A 19,172-nucleotide genomic window follows, 5' to 3' on the forward strand; every position below is an offset into this window, starting at 1 on the left:
GTCATGACCGAGGCCCCATCCTGCCCGGCGACCTTTCCCATCGCCCGCGAACATCCCTTCGACCCGCCCGTGGAAGCCGGGCGGTGGCAGCGGCAGGGCGCGTTCCATCGGATGACCTTCGCCGACGGCCATCTGGGCTGGCTGGTGACCAGCCACTCCGCCGCCCGAGCCGTACTCGCCGACAACCGTTTCAGCAACCGGGTCGAGCTCACCCATCCGCCGGTCGCCAATCCACTGGCCCCACGGGTCGACCGGCGACTGCCACCGGGCATCTTCCTGCGGATGGACGCCCCCGAGCACACCCGTTACCGCCGGCTGCTGACCGGGCAGTTCACGGTGCGCAGGATGCGGCTGCTCGAACCGAGGATCGAGGAGATCGTCTCCGACTGCCTGGACGCCATGGAGAAGGGCCCCCGGCCCGCGGACCTGGTGCAGGACTTCGGCCTGCCGATCCCCTCCCTGGTGATCTGCGAGCTGCTCGGCGTGCCGTACGAGGACCGCGTGCGGTTCCAGCGGGACTCGGCGGCGCTGCTCAACCTCGAGTCCTCGGCGGAGCAGACGAACGCGGCGCTGGCCGACCTGATGGGCTACCTGCGCGACCTGGTGCTCCGTAAGCGGGCGGAACCGGCCGACGACCTGCTCAGCGGCCTGGTGACGAGCGGGGAGCTGAACGACGAGGAGCTGACCGGGGTCGCGTTCCTGCTGCTGGTCGCCGGCCACGAGACGACCGCGAACATGCTCTCGCTCGGCACGTTCGCGCTGCTGAGCAACCCCGACCAGCTGGCCAGGCTGCGCGAGGACCCGGCGGTGGCCGAGAGCGCGGTCGAGGAGCTCCTGCGCTACCTCACGATCGTCCACATGGGTCCGGTCCGGACCGCGCTGGAGGACGTCGAGATCGACGGATGGCCGATCGAGGCCGGTGAGACGGTGGCGTTCTCGCTACCGGTGGTCAACCGCGATCCCGAGCGGTTCGACGACCCCGACGCCCTCGACATCACCCGGCCGCCGACGGGTCACCTCTCCTTCGGCCACGGCATCCACCAGTGCCTCGGGCAGCAACTCGCGCGAGCCGAGATGCGCATCGCCTACCCGGCGCTGCTGCGCCGCTTCCCCGACCTGCGTCTGGCCGTGGCGCCCGAGGAGGTCCCCATGCGTTCCAACATGACCATCTACGGCGTGCACCGGCTGCCGGTCACCTGGTAGGAAGGTGAATTATGGATATCAAGGCAGACACCGACCGCTGTGTCGGAGCCGGGATGTGCGCGCTCACCGTGCCGGAGGTCTTCGACCAGAGCGAGGACGAGGGAACCGTGGTCCTGCTGGACGGCGACCCGCCCGCCTCGTTGGAGGCGGCGGTCCGCCGCGCCGTACAGCTGTGCCCGTCGGGAGCCCTATCCGTCTCCTGACGGACGGACAGGACCGGCGTCCCGCGCGGCGCGGGGCGCGTTCGCGGGCCCGTGGGACGGGACCGGGGACTTACAGTCCGCGATCACTCCGGCCGTCGCCCGCCAGATCGGGGAGGCGGGGTCGATGACGTCGAAATGGTCGCCCGACATTTCGAGATAGGTCACCTGATCGCCGGCGGCCTGGGCGGCTCGCGCGTAACGCCTGCCCAGGTCGACCAGGTCGAGATCGTCGCCACCGCCCTGCACGATGAGCTGGGCGACTCCCAGGGGCAGGCGCTCCAGCGGACTGGAACGCCCGTAGACTTCCGGCGCCTCGGCCGCGGATCCGCCGAGGGCGGCGGCGACGGCGCCGGAACTGAGGTGCCGGCGATCGCCCTCCACCAGGTCGAGCACCCCCGCCAGGGAGACCGCCAGGGTGATCCGGGGGTCGTCGGCGGCGGCGCGGAGGGCGAGTTGCCCACCCGCCGAATGGCCGATGGCCACGATCGGGCCGGACGCGCCCTCGGCCGCCAGGGCGATCGCCCGGGCGACGTCGTCGGCGGTCGCGGTCCAGCCGTGCAGGTCGGGACGCCGGTATTCGATGTTCCAGGCGGCGAATCCCCGCTCGGCCAGGTCGATGCAGAGCGCGTCCATCAGATCCGCACCCCAGATCGAGCGCCAGTAGCCCCCGTGCAGCAGCACCGCCACCGGCTCCGATCCGGTGGCCCCGTGCGGCAGCCGTACCTCCGCCCACTGATCGGGGTGGTCGCCGTAGGCGATCCGGCGCGCCGGCCACCGCAGCCGGTGTACGGCGTGCCTGATCGCCCATGCCAATCCCCACACCCCCCGGCCGTGCAGGTGGACGCCCTCGAACGCGCCGGCCGGGTCGGGTGTGCCGGAGACGGGCCCGGCGGGGGCGGCCGACCTCGTCAGATCGAGCCAGACGGCACCGGGCCGCGCGGAGAGCAGGCTCCGCGCCTCGGGATCCGGTCCGGGGACGGCGACCAGCGCGCCGGAGAAATCCAGCGCGGCCCGGAAAGCGTCCGGATCCGAGGCCGAGGAGACCTTCCCGCTGACGCCGAGGGCGGCGAACTCGCGGTCGGCCACCTCGGTGAGCAGCCGGAGATCGGCGACCAGGCCGGGGCCGGTGATCACAAGCACGTTGGGGACGGGAGGGATCATCCGTTCATTGTCCTTCATCCCGTCCCCGCACATCGCTGCGGCAGGCGAGCCGGCTGCCACGGTGACGCGGCGGGATGATACGGCAACGATGTTCTCCTATCACAGTGATCGTTCCGTCTCACGGAACCACCCGACCTATGGGTGGGAAGGAAGTTACATATGCGCCCTTTGGGATAGTTGTCTGATGGAACGATCTCTAGCCGTGGGACTTCTGAGGCGTTAGCGTCTGCGCATGCGCCACGTTGAAATCTCCGGTAAGAGGCTCCGGCTGAGGGAAGTCACCAGCGCTGACGTGGACGCGCTGCACGCCGTCTACGGTGATCCCACCGCCACCGAGCATCTGCCGTTCGACCCGCGCACCCGCGAGGAGGTCGAGGAGATAGTCGACCAGGCGCTGGAGGCCGCGCAGGCCGAACCCCGGCGGCTGTACGTGCTCGCGGTGATCGACCGGGACGACGACGAGGCCATAGGCGTGGCCCGGCTGCACATCGAGGCCGACCATCCGCACAGCGCGGAGATCGGCCTCGGCCTGCGCCCCGACCACTGGGGGCGGGGCATGGGCACCGACCTGATCCGGCTGCTGCTGATGTTCGGCTTCCGGCACCTGCGCCTGCACCGCATCTGGGGCGCCCGCTCCCCCGCCAACACCGCCGCCCAGCTCGCGATGCTGGTCGCCGGGATGGTCGAGGAGGGCAGGATCAGGCATCACGTGCGCGCCCGCGGCGCGTGGCGCGACTCCGTCGTCCACTCGGCGCTGGAGGACGAGTGGGAGGGCTACCGGGACGTCTGACCGGCCCGGTACCCCCGTGTGACGGGAGTCTCCTCCCGAGGATGTCGTGACGGAATTGCCGCCATTTCTCATTACAAAGGGAGTGAAATGGGCCTAGAGTCCGCGCATGTGAGTGAGAGTTCCATCCTCCCAGTGCGCGGACGCGCCGTCCGGCCCTCCGGCCGGCACCGCAGACCCGTGCCCTCCCAGCTCCCGCCCGAGGCACCCGCGCTGGTGCTGGCCGCACTCGGCGACGCGACAGGCGCCGTCGCCGATTTAGCAGCCCTGATACGCGGGGACAACCCGCAGATCGAGGTTCGCCTGGCCGGTCTCGGCGAGGACGGCAAGGCCTTGACCGCCGAATTGGAGGCGGCCGCCCGCGAGCGTCCCGAAGACGGGGTCGCCGCCATCGTGGTGCCGCTCATGACCGGGCCGCACCCCGTCGCGGACCGCCTGATCGCCACCGCGGTCGCGCAGAGCGGGGCGTCGGTGACGGTCACCGAGACGCTCGGACCGCATCCGCTGCTCGCCGAGGCCCTGCACATCCGCCTGGCGGAAAAGGACCTGGCCAGAGCCGACCGGATGCGGCTGCTCAACGTCTCCAGCCCGGTCGACGCGGTCATCCTGGCCACGATCGGCGGCGAGAACGCGGCGGCGGAGGCACAGCCGACGGCGGTGCTGCTGGCCTCCCGGCTGACGCTCCCCGTCGTGGTCGCCTCCCTGGACAGCGCGCCCCACGTCGCCGACGCGGCCGAGCGGCTGCGTGGCATCGGCGCCCAGCGCATCGCCCTGTCCCCGTGTGCCATCGGCCCCGAGATCACCCCGGGCCTCGCGAACGAGGCGGCGGCGGCGATCGAAGCCGACTGCGCGGACCCGCTGGGCGCGCACGGCCTCATCGCCGACCTCGCCGCCCGCGCCTACGGGAGCGTCCTGGCCGCGGACTGACGTGAGCGGACTGACGTGAAAGGTCTCCTCCGGTGGGTAACGAAACCTCGTACCCACCAGAGGAGACCGATCATGTTGTTCGGAAAAGAGCACGTCGACCGCTACCGGGCCACCGACGGCGCCGAGGGGCACGAGTGGCAGGGCACCACGGCCCTGATCCTGACCACCACGGGCCGCAGAAGCGGCCGGCGCCGGGACGCACCGCTCATCTACCAGCGCCACGGCGACGACTATCTGGTCGTGGCCTCCAAAGGCGGAGCCGACGCCCCGCCGGACTGGTATCTCAACCTTCAGGCCGACCCCGACGTCGAGGTCCAGGTGCTGGCCGACCGGTTCAAGGCCCGGGCCCGCACCGCCACCGCCGAGGAGAAGCCTGAGCTCTGGTCGATCATGAGGGCCGCGTGGCCGCCCTACGACGAGTATCAGACGAAGACCGACCGCGAGATCCCGGTGGTCGTGCTGGAGCGCGTCTCATCCTGACGGGCCGACCCGCCGGCGCGGCTCCGGCCGCGCCTCAGGCCTCCAGCCAGACATAGCCGGCGAAACGGCCGGTCGTGCGATCCCTGCGATGGGAGAACAGTTCGGGGGTCTCGATGGTGCAGCGCGTGTCGTGGGTGACCTCGCCGACGCCCACCTTGGCGAGCTGCGAGGTGATCGCGGCACGCAGGTCGAGGGCGGGGGTGTCCTGGCGGGTGATCGACCACGCCTCGGGCAGGACGGCCGTGACCTCGTCGCGTAGCCCGGCCGGAACCTCGTAGCAGCTGCCGCAGGCCATCGGGCCGATCAGCGCGGTCATCCGCGCCGGGTCGGCACCGCGCTCGGCCATCTCCGCGACCAGTGCCGGGACCACGCCGAGCGTGGTGCCGACCCGGCCGGAGTGCGCGGCCCCGACCAGGCCGGCCCGCGGATCGGCGAGCAGGACAGGGGCGCAGTCGGCGCACAGCGCGGCCAGTCCGAGACCGGGCACATCGGTGAAGATCCCGTCCAGGGGCGGCGGGTCGTCGCCGAACGGCTCGCTGACGTACCGGACGTCGGCGCTGTGGACCTGCCGCATGAAAACGACCCGGTCCAGGCCGAACTCGGCGGCGGTCCGCGCCCTGTTGGCGGCGACCGCCCCCGGGTCGTCCCCGCACATGCCGCCGAGGTTGCGGCTGCCGTACGGCTCGGCACTGACACCGCCGTGTCGGTCGGTGATCCTCATCTGAAAGCTCACGGCCCCGACCCTACCCGCCGACGGAACCTCCCTCTTGGGGCGTTCGTTACATGAGTACGCAGATCCCCTGAGAGATTGCGAGCGTCATGGCACAGGTCGCGTATGACCGGAAGGAACAGCTCCAGCAGATCGAGAGCGGTCTGATGCCCGGGGAGCAGATCATCGCCGTCTACGACGCCGTCGGCGCGGGAACCGGTTTCCTGGGCCTCACCGACAAGCGTGTGATCGTGCAGGACAAGTCCTTCGTGGGCAAGAAGATCGCCATCACGAGCATCCCCTACGGCAAGGTCTCGGCGGTCAGCGTGGTGAGCAACAAGTCCTTCGCGGGCTCGTTCTTCTCCTCCGGGGCCATCGCCATCCACGTGGGCACCCACACCTACGAGGTGGAGTTCCGGGGTGACAACAAGGCCCACCACGTGCACAACGTCATCCTGCACTTCATCAGCGGCTGAACCGCCGCACCGGGCCGGCGAGGGGCTCCGGCGCGGCCGGGCCTCGCCGGCCGTCGGCGAGCAGGCGGTCAAGCGGTCAGAGGAGTCAGGCGGACCAGACGGACCAGACGGGCCAGGCGGACCAGACGGGCCAGGCGGGCCGGCGGTCAGGACCGGCTGACCGAGCGGTACAGATCCATCGTGCGCTCGGCGATCCGGGCCCAGGAGAAGTGCTCCACGGCCCGGGCCCGACCCGCTCTGCCCATCTCGGCGGCGAGCGCCGGGTCGGCCAGCAGCCGGTTGACCCGCTCGGCGAGATCGGCGGCGAACCGCTCGGGATCGTCAGGGGTGCCGTCGGCGGCGGACTGGTCGATCGGGACCAGCAGGCCGGTGGAGCCGTCGGCCACGACCTCGGGGATGCCGCCGGTGGCGGTGGCCACGACGGCGGTCTCGCAGGCCATGGCCTCCAGGTTCACGATGCCCATCGGCTCGTAGACCGACGGGCAGACGAACACGGTCGCGTGGGTGAGGATCTGGATCACCTCGGGGCGCGGGAGCATCTCCGAGATCCAGACGACGCCTTCCCGCTTCAGCCCTTGGACGAGCGCGGTGACCTCGGCGGCGATCTCGGGCGTGTCGGGCGCTCCGGCGCACAGCACCAGCTGGGCGTCGGGAAGGAAGTCCCTGGCCGCGTGGAGCAGGTGGACCAGGCCCTTCTGCCGGGTGATCCGGCCCACGAACACGACGTACGGCCGGCTCGGGTCGATGCCGTGCCCGGCCAGGACGTCGGTGTTCGGGTCGGGCGCGTACTCGCCGGTGTCGATCCCGTTGTGGATCACCGAAACCCTGTCCGGCGAGATCTCGGGGTAGCTGGCGAGCACGTCGCGCCGCATCCCCTCCGACACGGCGATGATCGCGTCCGCGGTCGACAGCGCGCCCCGCTCGGCCCACGACGACAGCGCGTAACCGCCGCCCAGCTGCTCGGCCTTCCACGGCCGCAGCGGCTCCAGGCTGTGAGTGGTCACCACGTGCGGCGTGCCGTGCAGCATCTTGGCCACCTGACCCGCGAAGTTGGCGTACCACGTGTGGCTGTGCACCACGTCCGCACCCTCGCAGCCGGCCGCCATCTCCAGGTCCACACCCAGGACCTGAAGGGCGGCGTTGGCCGTCTCCAGCCCGCCGGGCACCCGATACGCCTCGACGCCCGGCTCTGACCGTGACGCTCCGAAGCAGCGGACCCGGGTGTCGGCCAGCCGGCGCAGCTCCCGAGCGAGGTATTCGACATGGACTCCGGCACCGCCGTACACGTCGGGCGGATACTCACGACTCAGCAGATCAACGCGCATATGATCAGCTTAGTGTTTCAGTCCTGTTCGGCAGGTTAAGGTCGTGATATGAGAGTCCTCGCGATTGTGCTCGCCGGCGGTGAAGGCAAACGACTGATGCCTCTGACGGCCGACCGGGCTAAGCCCGCAGTGCCATTCGGGGGGATATACCGGCTCGTCGACTTTGTGCTGTCGAATCTGGCCAACGGTCACTATCTGCAGATCGTCGTGCTGACCCAGTACAAGAACCACAGCCTCGACCGGCACATCTCCCGAACCTGGCGGTTGTCGTCGATGCTGGGCAACTACGTCACGCCCGTGCCCGCACAGCAGCGGCTCGGGCCGCACTGGTTCTCCGGGTCGGCCGACGCGCTGTTCCAGAACCTGAACCTGATCTACGACGAGATGCCCGACCACGTCATCGTGTTCGGAGCCGACCACATCTACCGGATGGACCCCCGGCAGATGGTGGCACAGCACATCGATTCCGGCGCCGAGGTGACCGTGGCGGCGATCCGGCAGCCGCTGTCGCTGGCCGACCAGTTCGGCGTGATCGAGACCGATCCCGCGGGGCGGCGGATCGTGGCGTTCCGCGAGAAGCCCAAGGACGCGGTGGGTCTGCCGGACGCACCCGACCAGGTGTACGCGTCGATGGGCAACTACGTCTTCAAGACCCAGGCGATGCTCGACGCGCTCCGGGAGGACGCGCTCGACCCCACCAGCAAGCACGACCTCGGCGGGAACATCATCCCGATGATGGTCAAGGCGGGCAGCGCGGAGGTCTACGACTTCGCCGACAACGTCGTGCCCGGCTCCACCGAGCGGGACCGGGGCTACTGGCGGGACGTCGGAACCCTCGACGCCTACTACGAGGCCCACATGGACCTCATCTCGGCCCATCCGGTCTTCAACCTCTACAACAACCAGTGGCCGATCTACACCGGCCACGACCCGCTCCCGCCGGCGAAGTTCGTGCACAACGACGGCGACCGGGTCGGCCGGGCGATCGACTCGCTGGTCTCCGCGGGCGTCATCGTCTCCGGCGGGCTCGCGGAGCGCTCCATCCTCTCGCCGGGCGTGGTGCTGCACTCCCACTCCCAGGTGCAGGACTCGGTGCTGATGGACAACGTGAAGGTGGGCCGCGGCGCCATCGTCCGCAAGGCGATCATCGACAAGAACGTGATCGTCCCGGACGGCGCCCGGATCGGCTTCGACCTCGAATATGACCGCAGCCGCTTCGCGGTGACCCACAACGGCATCGTGGTCATCGGCAAGAACGAGATCGTCGAGCGGTAGGCCCCACCGAGCGCCGGCGTGCCGGGCGGGAAGACGAAAAAGCCCCGCCGGGCGCCGGCGTGCCGGGCGGGAAGACGGGAAAGCCCCGCCGGACAGCTGAGACGGCCGTCCGGCCGGCTTCGGCCGCTTACGGCTGCCGCTCCAGGCGAGGCGGCCCGTCGGGTGAGGTCTGCCCCGGGTGGATGCCCGGGCCCTCATGGGCCTGGACCGTGCCCCTTGGCGTGCATCGGGTGCGGAGCGCCCGGAACTCACTTTCCAGGCAGGTCGCCCGCTCCTGCAGGGTGGCCATGAGAATGTCCTCCGGATTCGGGATTCGGGATTCGGGATTCGGCGCGGCCCAGGCGCGCCGATGAGGAAGGGGCTGGGACCCGGATCCTCACGGGAAACAGCCTGAGGCCCCGCGGGCCCCTCAAAGGGATCCACCGTGACGCCGGGGAGTGGAATTCCCCCTCCCGGTGGGAAGAGAGCCCCGGGCGGGGTGGAAAACCCTTCCAGCCGCACGTGTCACACGTCTTTCGACCCTCATCCCTCAAGGCTCGATCCTCACCCCCTCAAGAGCAGGCGCTTTCGCAGTGCCTGCCCGGGGTCGGGGAACCCAGGAACAGCCGTTGGCGCTGAGAACGATCTTGCGAGCAAGGGTGATGTCCGGCGTCGGCCTGCGACGCTCTACCTGGAGGTTTCTGGCCTGTGGATGATGCGGTGGATGGTGGAGCGTCCGACGCTGTACTCGGTGGCCAGGTCGGCCAGGGACACCTCCCCCTCGGCGTAGCGGCGGCGGATGGAGCGCCGGGCGGGTTCGGGCAGTTTGGGTTGCTTGCCCTTGAGCTTGCCGTTCTTCTTCGCCAGGGCCATGCCTTCGCGGGTGCGCATGTGCCCGAGTTAGGTAAGAAGTTTCGCTAGCTGAGCCATCTCGGTGGGTGGGTCGATCACCGGCTGGATGAGCAGTTCGTCGATACCGGCCTGTTCCAGGGTGGCGATGCGGGCGCGGAGGTCGTCGGGGGTGCCGACCAGGGTCAGGGCGTTCATCAGCGAGGGCAGGATCAGGTCCCGATCCTCCGCCGCGATGCGTGCGAGGTAGTTGGGGTAGAGCTTGGTGTGCCGGTCGGGTGCGGTGGCGGTGGTGCCGCGCCGGTCGAGAAGTCGCCGTACCGCCTCGCGTTCCTCGGGGCCGAGTTGCTCGGCGAAGGCGCGTGGGTCGGCGGCGGTATCGGCGGCGAAGGCAAGCAGCGACAGGACGAGGTGGCCGGTCGCGTCCCGGGCCGCGTCGCCGTGGGGGTTCTCGTCCTCGTCGAGGATGTGCAGCGCGGTGACCACGTAGGAGCCCGTACGGGAGCCGGGGTTGCGGGGTGTGCCTGGGGCGGCGTGGCGGCGGGCGTCGTGCAGTGCGTGCCAGGCGGTGGGGTCCAGCAGGCCGAAGGAGATCAGGCCGGTGCCACGTCGACCGGCGACGGCGGCGGCCTTCGGTCCGAGCAGCGCGGCCACGACGAACTCGATCGGGTCGGCCGTGTTCACGTGCGCCCCGGTGTGCAGGAATCGGACGTCGCGGACCCGGTCACCTTCGCGGTACTTGATGGCGCGTCCGGCGCACAGGTCCTGCAGTGCGGCGGTGAACTTCTCCATCGTGGCCGCCGTGGTCGGCCGCATGCCCAGCGTGCGCCGGGCGGTGTTTCCGGTGCCGACTCCGCAGATGATCCGGCCCGGCGCCAGGGCGTTGAGGCTGGCGAGCCCGCTCGCGGCGGCCGGGGCCGAGCGCAGCGCCGGTGAGGTCACGCCGAGGCCGAGCCTGATGCGGCTGGTGGCCTTCGCACACAGTCCCAGGGCGACGAAGGGGTCGCCGTGGACCATCGGGGTGTCATTGACCCAGAAACTGTGCAGGCCCGACTCCTCGGCCTGTACGGCGAGGTCCTCCACACCGGGGTGTGCGGTGAGCACGACGCCTGCTCGCATCAAAACCTCCGAGGCGCAAAGGATCGAATCGAACGTACTCAGCCTGACATCAGACGGTGGATCGAGCACGTCGAGGTTGATTGGACAAGCCGGCGCCGAGCGGCTGCGGGTGTCGTTCGACGACATCGAAAACGGAATCCGACAACTCACCCTGAACACCGACGCGAGCACCGACAACAACGCGCTGGACGAGTTGCTGAGCGCGGCCCGCGAGGTGCAGACCGCCGCGCTGGCCGACGATCAGCCGTGGCCGCCGGTCAAGCAGCACACGCACATCGGCAAGGCGGTGTTGGAGGTGGTCGAGCAGCGCGGCGGCCTGCCCACGCTGGTCACCGAACACGAAGAGCTCGCCGCCTTCCACGGTGACGACCACCTGCCGCTGCTGGAGACCTTCTACCGCGGTCATCGCCCGCTGCTGCCGCGGATCCGCAACTTCAAGGACCTCATCTTCCACCGGCCCGACAGGGACGAAACCTATGAGCACATCGACGCGCTGTTCGGCGAACCGATCAACTGGCGGCTGATCGAAGAGCACTGGGTGGACCTGATGCGGGTGGTGCCGTCCATCCGCGAGGCTCGGCTGTCGTCGGTCACGCTGCTTCGCCGGCTGCGTCACGACTCCCGCCGCAGCAAGATCTACCGGGCCTTCCGCGAGCTCGGCCGCGCGGTGCGCACCATGGTGCTGCTGCGCCACATCTCCGACGGTGAGCTGCGCGAGCACATCACGCGGGCCACCGACATGAGCGAGTCGTTCAACGACTTCTCCAGGTGGCCGGCCTTCGGCAACGACGTCATCGCCGAGAACGAGCCCGAAGCCCAGGAGAAGATGATCAAGTTCAACACGCTGGTCGCCGACCTGGTCATGTATCACACCGCGATCGACATTTCCGTGGTCCTCAACGCTCCGCGCGGCGAGGGATTCCCGGTCTACCGGCCGGACGTGGCCACGATGGCGCCCTACCAGCAAGACGACATCCGCCGCTTCGGCGACTTCGTCTACGATCTCGACGCGCCGCTGGAGGATATGCACATCCACCTCGACCTGCTCGCGCAAGAGCAGGAGGCGACGTCAAGCTCTCCACGCCATCCGCTCTCTCCGGCGAGCACCCACGACACTGGCAGACGATCTCGAGGTCGCAAACCCCGATACCCCAGCCCCGTGACCAGTCAATTCAGGTTGGCAACCCCTCATTGTGCGAGTCCTTCCTGTGTGGGTGCGCCCTTCACAGTGCTCGCGGCGACATCTGTCACGCGGGTTCGGTGCGGCCCCGCCGCCCCGGTGGGCGGAGGGGCCGTGACCTACTGGGAACCGATCTATCCGAGCACCGGGTAGTTCGCGCGGAACACGTCGTGCGGGTCACGGGCCCGCTTGATCTCCCGCAGCCGCGCGAGCGCGCTGCCGGAGAAGGACTTCGCCGCCGTGTCACCGGGGGACAGCAGGGTGTACGGCTTGCGGCCGCTGATGTAGGCCTCCAGGTCGGCCACGACCTCGGCCTGCTTGGCGCGCGTCGCATCGGCCGCGTGCGGCAGGCCGAGACCCAGCAGGCCGAGCAGGTACGGCTCAGCCACCGCGCCGCTCGCACCGGCCCCGCCGCCCGGCTCGGCGAGCGCCCCGCCCAGGTGCCTGATCTGCACGTTGATGAGCGGTTCGACCGGCTTGGCCAGCAGGAGCTCCACCGCGTCCGCGTCCAGGCCGGTGAGCAGCTCCGCACGAGTGATGGATGGGGCCGGATCGGTGGGCTCGGCGGTGATGTCACCCAGGTCGGCAACCGGGACGACGCCGCGGCTGTCGGAGATCGCGCCCTCGATCTTGTCGATGCGCGCCAGCAGGTCCTCCCCCTGAGCCGCCTCACCCAGGTAGGCCAGATCCAGCGTCACCATCGGCGACGCGCCGGGGGGCTGGAGCCGGTTGATCCAGACACTGAGTTCACGCGGCGCCTCGGCGGTGATCTCCAGGAACGCGTCGTACACCTCCCTGATCCGGTGCTCAGGCCAGATCACGCGCCCGCCGTACAGGACCGGCGCGGGATACAGCTCGAGTTCGAGGGCGGTCACCACCGCGAAGTCCCCGCCACCGCCGCGCAGCGCCCAGAACAGCTCGGGATCGGACTCGGCGGTCACCCGGCCCGGCTCGCCATCGGCGTCCACGATGTCGATAGCCCGCACGCTGTCGGAGGCGAAGCCGTACTTGCGGCTGAACCAGCCGACCCCACCGCCCAGGGTGTAGCCGGTCACGCTGACCCCCGGCGCGCTGCCGGCCAGGCCAGTCAGACCCAGCGGACCGGCCGCCGCCAGCACCTGCCCCCACTTCACACCCGCGCCCACCCGGACCACGCGCTCCCCCGCGCGTACCTCCACCTCGTTCAGCAGTCCGGTACGCAACAGGATCAGGCCTTCCACATCACCCGAGGCGCCATGCCCGCTCGGCTGCGCGGTCACCGTCATACCCGCCCGCCGCGCGTAACGCACGAGCGCCGCCACGTCATCGGCATCCGCGGCCTCCGCCACGGCCGCCACCGGCTGCCTGACGGTCAGATTCCACGCGGTGGCCGCCTGTTCAAAGCCGTCGTCATCGGCCAGGAGCACGCGCCCCTTGAGGACACCGCGCAGATCGTTGATCGTCATCGTCGTCTCCCTTTTTCGAGTTCTCAGAAAATGCGAAGGAATATCGTGCTGCACTACGGGAAGGACGGCGCCTTGACCGGCCGGACAAGGATCACGCCGAAACCTCGATGCCGGTCCTGCACCTGTGGTGGTCCGCGCTGGTGCACGTCAACACGCTGCTGCTTCAGCAAGTTCTCAGGCCACCCCTTCGGGGCGTGCAGACGTCAGGCGGGCTGCGCGGCGGGCGCTGGAGCGGCGGCCTCCTGGGCCCTGCGTGCCTTGCTGGTCTCGCGAAGGATCAGCAGGCCCGTGACCGCGATCAGCGCCGAGGTCAGGCCGTGGATGCCGAATGCGGCGGCCATGGAGCCGTGGTGGGCCAGGACGTTGACCATGTCGCCGAACGGGGCGACGGCCACCATCAGCAGGACCCAGCCCAGGGCGCGGCGGTGGCCCGTCACCAGCAGGATGCCCATGGCCAGGCCCATCGCGATTTCGCGGCTGCTCTTCACGATAGGGAAGCCGCTGTCGCCAGAGGGCCAGTTCGGCAGGCCCGGGAAGGACGTCTCGAGGGGCAGGACGAAGGACAACCCGAGGTAGAGGGTGAACAGGACGACGGCGGTGGCCAGGACGGTGTTGAGCTTCTTCTGCGACATGGTTGTTCTCCTTTGATGTTCAGACTGGGCAGGGTTCAGCCGCGGACACGGCGGATGTGGCGGGCGTAGCGGGGGCGGCCGATGACGTGCCAGATGACGCGAACCGGGGCGGGAAGGCCGCTGAGGACGATGGCGCGCTCGGCCGGGTTCGCGTCTTCCAGGACGGCGCCGAAGAGCGTGAGCAGGGTGAGCTTGGGAGTGTTGTTCACCAGGTGGTCGCCCAGGGAGGCCCACTCCTGCTCGGTGATGTGCTCGGCCGCGAGCGGGAGGAGGGTGGCCTCCTCGTCGTCGAGGTGTTCCAGCAGGACCGCGCGGTGCTCGGCCAGGGCTGCCACCAGGGTGTCGCGTTCGTCGGCGCCCGCGGTGGCCTCCCAGGCGGGGACCGCGGCGTCCAGCCTGGTCAGGGTGGCCCCGATGCGTTCGTGCTGGGCCTGCATGCGCAGGACGATGTCGGCCTCCAGGTCCACCCGGGACAGCAGCGGCGGCCACAGCAGCTCATCCTCGCCCTCGTGATGGTTGTGCAGGCCCATGCGGTAGACGCGGAAGTGGTCGGCGATCACCTTGGCGCGAGCGGTGTCACCCGGGGCGGCGGCCGCGACGAGCTCCACCAGTAGCCGTGACTCACGGCGGAGGACGCGGTGGACGATCTCCATGTCCTGGGTGTTGACGCTCATCTGTTCCTGCCCTTCATCGGTTGCGACGTGTTCAGGCTGCTCCCGGGTGTTTGGAGGGGACTTGGAAGGGATTTGGAACCGTCCGGGTACGATGTGCGGATCATGGTCTTCATCCGGGTGCTGGGCTCGTTCGCAGCGGAGGTAGACGGTGCGGCCGTTCACCTCGGCGGGCCGCGGCAGCGGGGTGTGCTTGCGTTGCTGGTGGCGGCGCGTGGGCAGGTCGTGCCGGTCGATCGGATGATCGAGGACCTGTGGCGCGGGGAGCCGCCCGCGCGGGCGCTGATGTCCTTGCAGGCGTATGTGTCCAACCTGCGCCGGTTGCTGGAGCCAGGACGTCCGCCGCGCACGCCGGCTCGGCTGCTGGTGAGCGCGGCGCCGGGTTATGCGCTGCGGCTGCCGCCGGAGTCGGTGGACGCGTGGCGGTTCGAGGACCTGCTCGACCAGGCCCGTACGGACACCGACCCGCGCGTCGCGCAGGCTCGGCTCGCCGAGGCGCTGGGGCTGTGGCAGGGACCGGCGTTCGCCGAGGTCGCCGACGAGCCGTGGGCCGCCGCCGAGACGGCCCGGCTGAACGAGCTGCGCCTGGTCGCCACCGAACTGCACGTCGCGGCGGGTCTGCGAATCGGCGACTCCGCCGCGGTGGTTCCCGAGGCCGAGCGGCTCACCCGCGACGAGCCTCTCCGCGAGGAAGGCTGGCGGCTGCACGCCCTGGCACTGTGGAGCAGCGGCCGCCAAGCCGACGCGCTGGCGACGCTCCGCCGCGCCCGCGGCATCCTCGCCGAGGAGCTCGGGCTCGACCCTGGCCCGGACCTGGCGGCGTTGGAGGAGGCGATCCTCACCCAGCGCACGGACGTCATGCGCGAGACCGTGCCCCCGCCACCGCCGACCACACCGCTGCCGCGGCCGGCTCCGATCATCGAGGCGCCGTTCGTCGGACGCGAGGCACAGCTGTCGGCACTCGTCACGGCCGCCGCCGAGGCCGCCACCGACGGCGCCCGCATCGCCCTCGTCACCGGCGAGGCCGGGCTCGGCAAGTCGACACTCCTGGAACACCTCGGCAGGCGGCTCGAACGTGACGGATGGCTGGTCGCCGCCGGCCACTGCCCCGAGGTCGACAGCGCGCCGCCCGCCTGGGCCTGGACCGAGGCGTTGAGAGCCGTCGCCGCGACCACGTCCCCGGGCGAGTTCGCGGACGACCTCGCGCCGCTGCTCACCGACACCGAGCCGGTGAACGCCGACGCCACCGCTGGACGGTTCCGCCTGTGCCAAGCCGTGTGGAAGTGGCTCGCGAAGGTCGCCACGGAACGCCCGGTCGCCGTCGTGCTGGACGACCTGCACTGGGCGGACGCCGCCACGCTGGAACTGCTCGGCGGCGGCCTCGGCATGCGGGCCCCGATCTTGGTCGTCGCCGCGTACCGCGCAGACGAGAGCGGGCACCTCACCGGAACGCTGGCCTCCCTCGCGCGCGCCACGCCCCTCCGCCTAGCGCTGCCGGGGCTGAACGACGAGGCCGTCGCAGAGCTCGTACGGACCGAATGCGAGGCCGACGAGGAGACCATCGCCGGGATCGCCGAGCGCACCGGCGGCAACCCGTTCTACGTGCGCGAAAGCGCCCGGCTGCTGAACGGCGAAGGCGCGCTGGTCGCCCTCTCCGAGGTCCCCGAAGGCGTACGGGACGTCCTGCGCCGCCGGCTCGCGCGCCTGCCCGAGGGAGGCGTGTCCGTCCTCCGGCTCGCCGCGGTCGCAGGCCGGGAAAGCTCGGTGGACGTCCTCGTCAAGGCCGCCGACACCGACGAGGACGGCGTGATGGACGCGCTGGACGCGGGCGTCATCGCCGGGCTCCTCGACGAGCCCGGGCCCGGGCGGGTCCGGTTCGTCCACTCGCTGGTCAGGGACACGCTTGTCGCCGACGTCAGCCAGTTGCGGGCCACCAGGATGCACGCCCGGATCGCCGCCGCCCTGGAGGGCAGTGGCGACGTCGCGGCCCTGGCCCACCACTACGCGCGAGCCGGCTCGCCGAAAGCCGTCGGTTATTGCGTCCAGGCCGCCGAGCTTGCCGAGGCGCGCTACGCCCACGACGTGGCGGCCGTGCTCCTCACCGACGCCGTCGCCAACTCCAGCGACCCGGACGAGCGCGTCGCCCTGCTCGGCAGGCTGCTGCGCGCGCAGATCAGGGCCGGGGCCTTCGCTGCGGCCAGGGACACGCGCGAGCAGGCCGTGCAGCACGCCGAGTCGATCGGCCGCGACGACCTGATGATCGCCGCGTTCACCGCCTGGACCGAGCCCACCCCTTGGCAGGCCCGCACCTACGGCACGGTCGACCGCCCCATCGTCGACCGCCTCAGCCGCCTGCTCAAGCGCACCGGTCTCGCCCCCGACGTGCGGTCCCACCTCCTCATCGCCTACGCCCACGAGCTGATGGGCGAGGACGATCCGACAGTCATGGAGGCGGCCCGGGAAGCACTCGACCTCGCCACCGATCCCCGCCTCCGGGCTGCGGCGCTGCTGGTCCTCGCCCGCGACGTCCTCGCCCGCGACGCCGAGCGGAAGGAGTACTCCCGCGAGCTAGTGAAGATCAGCGTCGAGCACGACCTGCCCGTCTACCAGGTGACAGGGCTGCTCAACCAGGCCGCCTGCGCCGCCGCGGTCAACGACCCGGAGACTATGCGCTGCCTGACCGGGGAGGCACTCGACCTCGCCCGCTCCTATCGGATGCCGGAGGCGACCGGCGCCGCCGAGATCGCACTGGCCACCCTGGCACTCATCGAGGGCCGATTCGCCGACGCCGAGCACCGCTACATCAAGGCCACCCAGCGCATGCAACGCGCCGGATCGGTGCACGCCGCAGGCTTTCTCCGCCTCGCGCTGGCGTCGATCTGGCTGAACGACGGCACGCTCGGCGCGCACTTGGACGACGTTCGCGCCCTCCACTCCGCGCTCGACCCCATGACCTCCGACCTGCTCGCGCTCGCCCTCCACGCCAACGGTCTGGACGCCGAGGCCCGCGAGGTCCGCGCGTCACCCAGCCCGATCCGCCCCGACTTCTTCTTCACCTTCCTCACAACGTTGCGCGCGATGGCCATCGTGGCCTTGAACGACCGCGACGCCGCCGAGGAGATCTACGCGACGCTGCTTCCGCACCGCAACGGCCCCCCGGCGGGCGCCACGAGCCTGTCGGTGGCGCTGCGCCCGGTTGCCCACACCCTCGGCGAGCTGGCCGTCCTCCTCGGCCGCGACCACGAGGCCGCCGCCCACTTCACCCAGGCCGCCACCATCGCCGACCGATGGAACGCACCCCCCTGGGCCGCCGAGGCCCGGTCGCGAACGACCGCCTAGCCTCTGCCCACGACGCCGCACATCTGTGACACAGAACTTGGATCACCTGTCACACTGCCCTACGTCGGCGCCCTCACCGCCTGCCAGGATCCCCCGGACCCGAACCTCCTCAGCGGCCCACCATCACCCTCGTTTGCAGCTGTTGACGCGTCTGTTAAGGGCACCCGAACACCCTCCCCGCCGATGCCGGCCTCACCATGCACGACGATGGCGGTGCCGGCGCCGCTGGCCGTACGTGCTGTGGCGGCTGATATCTCCGCCCTTTGCAGATCATGCACACCAGTAACGCGATCCAGTGGTGCTACGGAATCGGCCCCAGTGGTCCTGTCTCTAGCGTCGGCGCCATGACGAAGAGCCTTTTCGACAGCGTGACCGTGGGCAAGCTCGACCTGCCCAACCGGCTGGCCATGTCGCCCATGACCCGCAGCCGCTCCTATGACGGCCTGGCCTCGGACCTGATGGTGGAGTACTACGCCCAGCGGGCGAGCGCAGGTCTGATCATCACCGAGGGCATTCAGCCGTCGGTCGTCGGCCAGGGGTCGATCAACACCCCCGGACTGCACAGCGACGAGCAGGTGAAGTCATGGCGGAAGGTGACCGATGCCGTGCACGAGCGAGGCGGACGCATCTTCGCCCAGCTCTGGCACAGCGGCCGGGTGGCCCACCCCAGCCTCTACCCCGACGGGCGACTGCCCGTGGCGCCCTCCGCCGTGCCGTCCGGCGGCCAGATGGTCGGCCACGCCGGGGAGCAGCTCGACCATCCCACGCCGCACGCGCTGACCTCGGAGGAGATCGCTGAGACGATCGCCGACTTCGCATCCGCCGCGCGCAACGCGATGGCCGCCGGATTCGACGGGATCGAGTTGCACGCCGCCAACGGGTACCTGATCCACCAGTTCCTGTCCGACAACGTCAACCTGCGTGACGATGAGTACGGTGAGCCTGCCCGCTTCGCCCTCGACGTCGCCCAGGCGGTGGCCGAGGCCATCGGCCCCGAACGGACCGGTATCCGCCTTTCGCCGGGGAACCCCTACAACGGCATCGAGGAGAGCGACCCGGCGGGGCTGTACACCGCGCTGCTCCGCGCCCTGCGCCCCGACCTGGCCTACGTCCACCTGCTGGAGATCGGCGACCGTTCCCTGACCGAGCAGTTGCGGGTGGCATGGCCGGGCACGCTCGTACTCAACCCGCACACCGGCAAGTCGCCCGTCGCCGGGATGTTCGCCTCCGCCGAGGAGGCCGAGGCCGCGCTGCCCGTGGCCGATGTCGTCGCCCTCGGCGGGCTCTGGCTGGCCAACCCCGACCTGCCCGCCAGGATCCGGGCCCGCGGCCCGTACAACGAGCCGGACCCGCAGACCTTCTACGGCGGCGACCACCACGGCTACACCGACTACCCGACCCTGGCAGGCTGA

Annotated in this window: 19 protein-coding genes; 10 read left to right on the forward strand and 9 right to left on the reverse strand. The window is 70.4% G+C overall.

The window, feature by feature from the left end; genetic code table 11:
• Positions 1-3: 3 nt before the first annotated feature.
• Together ACQPYK_RS32610 and ACQPYK_RS32615 are read left to right on the forward strand one after the other, a co-directional pair.
• Positions 4-1,203 (forward strand): cytochrome P450, encoded by a 1,200-nt coding sequence (locus ACQPYK_RS32610; RefSeq protein ID WP_433239408.1) that lies wholly within the window; start codon positions 4-6, stop codon positions 1,201-1,203.
• A gap of 11 nt (positions 1,204-1,214) precedes the next feature.
• A complete protein-coding gene (locus ACQPYK_RS32615; protein WP_433239411.1) occupies positions 1,215-1,406 on the forward strand; it encodes a ferredoxin in 192 nt (63 codons plus the stop codon).
• Here the strand turns inward: ACQPYK_RS32615 and ACQPYK_RS32620 are convergent.
• Positions 1,392-2,567 (reverse strand): alpha/beta hydrolase, encoded by a 1,176-nt coding sequence (locus tag ACQPYK_RS32620; RefSeq protein WP_433239414.1) that lies wholly within the window; start codon positions 2,565-2,567, stop codon positions 1,392-1,394. The genes ACQPYK_RS32615 and ACQPYK_RS32620 overlap by 15 nt on opposite strands.
• 232 nt (positions 2,568-2,799) lie before the next feature.
• On the opposite strand from ACQPYK_RS32620, the gene ACQPYK_RS32625 reads away from it, so the two are divergent.
• The 3 genes from ACQPYK_RS32625 to ACQPYK_RS32635 all read left to right on the forward strand — a co-directional run bounded on the left by ACQPYK_RS32625 (position 2,800) and on the right by ACQPYK_RS32635 (position 4,761).
• Complete coding sequence (locus ACQPYK_RS32625) at positions 2,800-3,357, forward strand: GNAT family N-acetyltransferase (protein WP_433239417.1); 558 nt, start codon at positions 2,800-2,802, stop codon at positions 3,355-3,357.
• 108 nt (positions 3,358-3,465) lie between these two features.
• Complete coding sequence (locus ACQPYK_RS32630) at positions 3,466-4,281, forward strand: sirohydrochlorin chelatase (RefSeq protein WP_433239420.1); 816 nt, start codon at positions 3,466-3,468, stop codon at positions 4,279-4,281.
• A gap of 72 nt (positions 4,282-4,353) precedes the next feature.
• Positions 4,354-4,761 (forward strand): nitroreductase family deazaflavin-dependent oxidoreductase, encoded by a 408-nt coding sequence (locus ACQPYK_RS32635; protein WP_433239423.1) that lies wholly within the window; start codon positions 4,354-4,356, stop codon positions 4,759-4,761.
• Positions 4,762-4,795: 34 nt separating this feature from the next.
• Here ACQPYK_RS32635 and pgeF read toward each other — a convergent pair whose 3' ends face one another.
• The gene (pgeF, locus tag ACQPYK_RS32640; protein ID WP_433258979.1) at positions 4,796-5,482 is read right to left on the reverse strand and encodes a peptidoglycan editing factor PgeF; all 687 of its coding nucleotides are present in this window, start codon (positions 5,480-5,482) and stop codon (positions 4,796-4,798) included.
• 98 nt (positions 5,483-5,580) lie between these two features.
• Between pgeF and ACQPYK_RS32645 the strand changes: the two genes are divergently transcribed.
• Positions 5,581-5,946 carry a PH domain-containing protein gene (locus tag ACQPYK_RS32645; protein WP_433239426.1) on the forward strand — a complete coding sequence of 122 codons (366 nt, stop codon included), beginning with the start codon at positions 5,581-5,583 and terminating at the stop codon, positions 5,944-5,946.
• 146 nt (positions 5,947-6,092) lie between these two features.
• On the opposite strand, the gene glgA is transcribed toward ACQPYK_RS32645, so the two are convergent.
• Positions 6,093-7,271 carry a glycogen synthase gene (gene glgA, locus ACQPYK_RS32650; RefSeq protein WP_433239429.1) on the reverse strand — a complete coding sequence of 393 codons (1,179 nt, stop codon included), beginning with the start codon at positions 7,269-7,271 and terminating at the stop codon, positions 6,093-6,095.
• 48 nt (positions 7,272-7,319) lie between these two features.
• On the opposite strand from glgA, the gene glgC reads away from it, so the two are divergent.
• The gene (gene glgC / locus ACQPYK_RS32655) at positions 7,320-8,546 is read left to right on the forward strand and encodes a glucose-1-phosphate adenylyltransferase (protein ID WP_433239432.1); all 1,227 of its coding nucleotides are present in this window, start codon (positions 7,320-7,322) and stop codon (positions 8,544-8,546) included.
• A gap of 127 nt (positions 8,547-8,673) precedes the next feature.
• Here glgC and ACQPYK_RS32660 read toward each other — a convergent pair whose 3' ends face one another.
• The 3 genes from ACQPYK_RS32660 to ACQPYK_RS32670 all read right to left on the reverse strand — a co-directional run bounded on the left by ACQPYK_RS32660 (position 8,674) and on the right by ACQPYK_RS32670 (position 10,493).
• Positions 8,674-8,835 (reverse strand): hypothetical protein, encoded by a 162-nt coding sequence (locus ACQPYK_RS32660; RefSeq protein ID WP_433239434.1) that lies wholly within the window; start codon positions 8,833-8,835, stop codon positions 8,674-8,676.
• Between the two features lie 377 nt (positions 8,836-9,212).
• A complete protein-coding gene (locus tag ACQPYK_RS32665; protein WP_433239437.1) occupies positions 9,213-9,416 on the reverse strand; it encodes a sigma factor-like helix-turn-helix DNA-binding protein in 204 nt (67 codons plus the stop codon).
• A gap of 9 nt (positions 9,417-9,425) precedes the next feature.
• The gene (locus ACQPYK_RS32670) at positions 9,426-10,493 is read right to left on the reverse strand and encodes an LLM class flavin-dependent oxidoreductase (RefSeq protein ID WP_433239440.1); all 1,068 of its coding nucleotides are present in this window, start codon (positions 10,491-10,493) and stop codon (positions 9,426-9,428) included.
• Positions 10,494-10,569: 76 nt separating this feature from the next.
• Here ACQPYK_RS32670 and ACQPYK_RS32675 point away from each other — a divergent pair, with 76 nt between their 5' ends.
• Positions 10,570-11,826 (forward strand): Tn3 family transposase, encoded by a 1,257-nt coding sequence (locus ACQPYK_RS32675; RefSeq protein WP_433239442.1) that lies wholly within the window; start codon positions 10,570-10,572, stop codon positions 11,824-11,826.
• Here ACQPYK_RS32675 and ACQPYK_RS32680 read toward each other — a convergent pair.
• The 3 genes from ACQPYK_RS32680 to ACQPYK_RS32690 form a co-directional block, all read right to left on the reverse strand.
• Positions 11,808-13,118 (reverse strand): FAD-binding oxidoreductase, encoded by a 1,311-nt coding sequence (locus tag ACQPYK_RS32680; protein ID WP_433239444.1) that lies wholly within the window; start codon positions 13,116-13,118, stop codon positions 11,808-11,810. The two genes, ACQPYK_RS32675 and ACQPYK_RS32680, sit on opposite strands and share 19 nt — an antisense overlap.
• 203 nt (positions 13,119-13,321) lie before the next feature.
• Entirely contained in the window at positions 13,322-13,750 is a 429-nt protein-coding gene (locus tag ACQPYK_RS32685) for a DUF4267 domain-containing protein (RefSeq protein WP_433239447.1), read from the reverse strand.
• 35 nt (positions 13,751-13,785) lie between these two features.
• The gene (locus tag ACQPYK_RS32690; RefSeq protein WP_433239449.1) at positions 13,786-14,424 is read right to left on the reverse strand and encodes a hemerythrin domain-containing protein; all 639 of its coding nucleotides are present in this window, start codon (positions 14,422-14,424) and stop codon (positions 13,786-13,788) included.
• Between the two features lie 102 nt (positions 14,425-14,526).
• Between ACQPYK_RS32690 and ACQPYK_RS32695 the strand changes: the two genes are divergently transcribed.
• Positions 14,527-17,760 (forward strand): BTAD domain-containing putative transcriptional regulator, encoded by a 3,234-nt coding sequence (locus tag ACQPYK_RS32695; RefSeq protein ID WP_433239452.1) that lies wholly within the window; start codon positions 14,527-14,529, stop codon positions 17,758-17,760.
• Between the two features lie 344 nt (positions 17,761-18,104).
• Positions 18,105-19,172 carry an alkene reductase gene (locus ACQPYK_RS32700; protein WP_433239455.1) on the forward strand — a complete coding sequence of 356 codons (1,068 nt, stop codon included), beginning with the start codon at positions 18,105-18,107 and terminating at the stop codon, positions 19,170-19,172.

This window comes from Streptosporangium sp. CA-135522 (assembly GCF_050949235.1).
Classification (GTDB): Bacteria; Actinomycetota; Actinomycetes; order Streptosporangiales; family Streptosporangiaceae; genus Streptosporangium.

Excerpts from the sequence above, each read along its gene's own strand:
- ACQPYK_RS32610 (WP_433239408.1), top strand. The coding sequence starts at position 4 with ATGACCGAGGCCCCATCCTGCCCGGCGACCTTTCCCATCGCCCGCGAA.
- ACQPYK_RS32615 (WP_433239411.1), top strand. The coding sequence starts at position 1,215 with ATGGATATCAAGGCAGACACCGACCGCTGTGTCGGAGCCGGGATGTGC.
- ACQPYK_RS32620 (WP_433239414.1), bottom strand. The coding sequence starts at position 2,567 with ATGATCCCTCCCGTCCCCAACGTGCTTGTGATCACCGGCCCCGGCCTG.
- ACQPYK_RS32625 (WP_433239417.1), top strand. The coding sequence starts at position 2,800 with ATGCGCCACGTTGAAATCTCCGGTAAGAGGCTCCGGCTGAGGGAAGTC.
- ACQPYK_RS32635 (WP_433239423.1), top strand. The coding sequence starts at position 4,354 with ATGTTGTTCGGAAAAGAGCACGTCGACCGCTACCGGGCCACCGACGGC.
- pgeF (WP_433258979.1), bottom strand. The coding sequence starts at position 5,482 with ATGAGGATCACCGACCGACACGGCGGTGTCAGTGCCGAGCCGTACGGC.
- ACQPYK_RS32645 (WP_433239426.1), top strand. The coding sequence starts at position 5,581 with ATGGCACAGGTCGCGTATGACCGGAAGGAACAGCTCCAGCAGATCGAG.
- glgA (WP_433239429.1), bottom strand. The coding sequence starts at position 7,271 with ATGCGCGTTGATCTGCTGAGTCGTGAGTATCCGCCCGACGTGTACGGC.
- glgC (WP_433239432.1), top strand. The coding sequence starts at position 7,320 with ATGAGAGTCCTCGCGATTGTGCTCGCCGGCGGTGAAGGCAAACGACTG.
- ACQPYK_RS32660 (WP_433239434.1), bottom strand. The coding sequence starts at position 8,835 with ATGGCCACCCTGCAGGAGCGGGCGACCTGCCTGGAAAGTGAGTTCCGG.
- ACQPYK_RS32665 (WP_433239437.1), bottom strand. The coding sequence starts at position 9,416 with ATGCGCACCCGCGAAGGCATGGCCCTGGCGAAGAAGAACGGCAAGCTC.
- ACQPYK_RS32670 (WP_433239440.1), bottom strand. The coding sequence starts at position 10,493 with ATGCGAGCAGGCGTCGTGCTCACCGCACACCCCGGTGTGGAGGACCTC.
- ACQPYK_RS32680 (WP_433239444.1), bottom strand. The coding sequence starts at position 13,118 with ATGACGATCAACGATCTGCGCGGTGTCCTCAAGGGGCGCGTGCTCCTG.
- ACQPYK_RS32685 (WP_433239447.1), bottom strand. The coding sequence starts at position 13,750 with ATGTCGCAGAAGAAGCTCAACACCGTCCTGGCCACCGCCGTCGTCCTG.
- ACQPYK_RS32690 (WP_433239449.1), bottom strand. The coding sequence starts at position 14,424 with ATGAGCGTCAACACCCAGGACATGGAGATCGTCCACCGCGTCCTCCGC.
- ACQPYK_RS32695 (WP_433239452.1), top strand. The coding sequence starts at position 14,527 with ATGGTCTTCATCCGGGTGCTGGGCTCGTTCGCAGCGGAGGTAGACGGT.
- ACQPYK_RS32700 (WP_433239455.1), top strand. The coding sequence starts at position 18,105 with ATGACGAAGAGCCTTTTCGACAGCGTGACCGTGGGCAAGCTCGACCTG.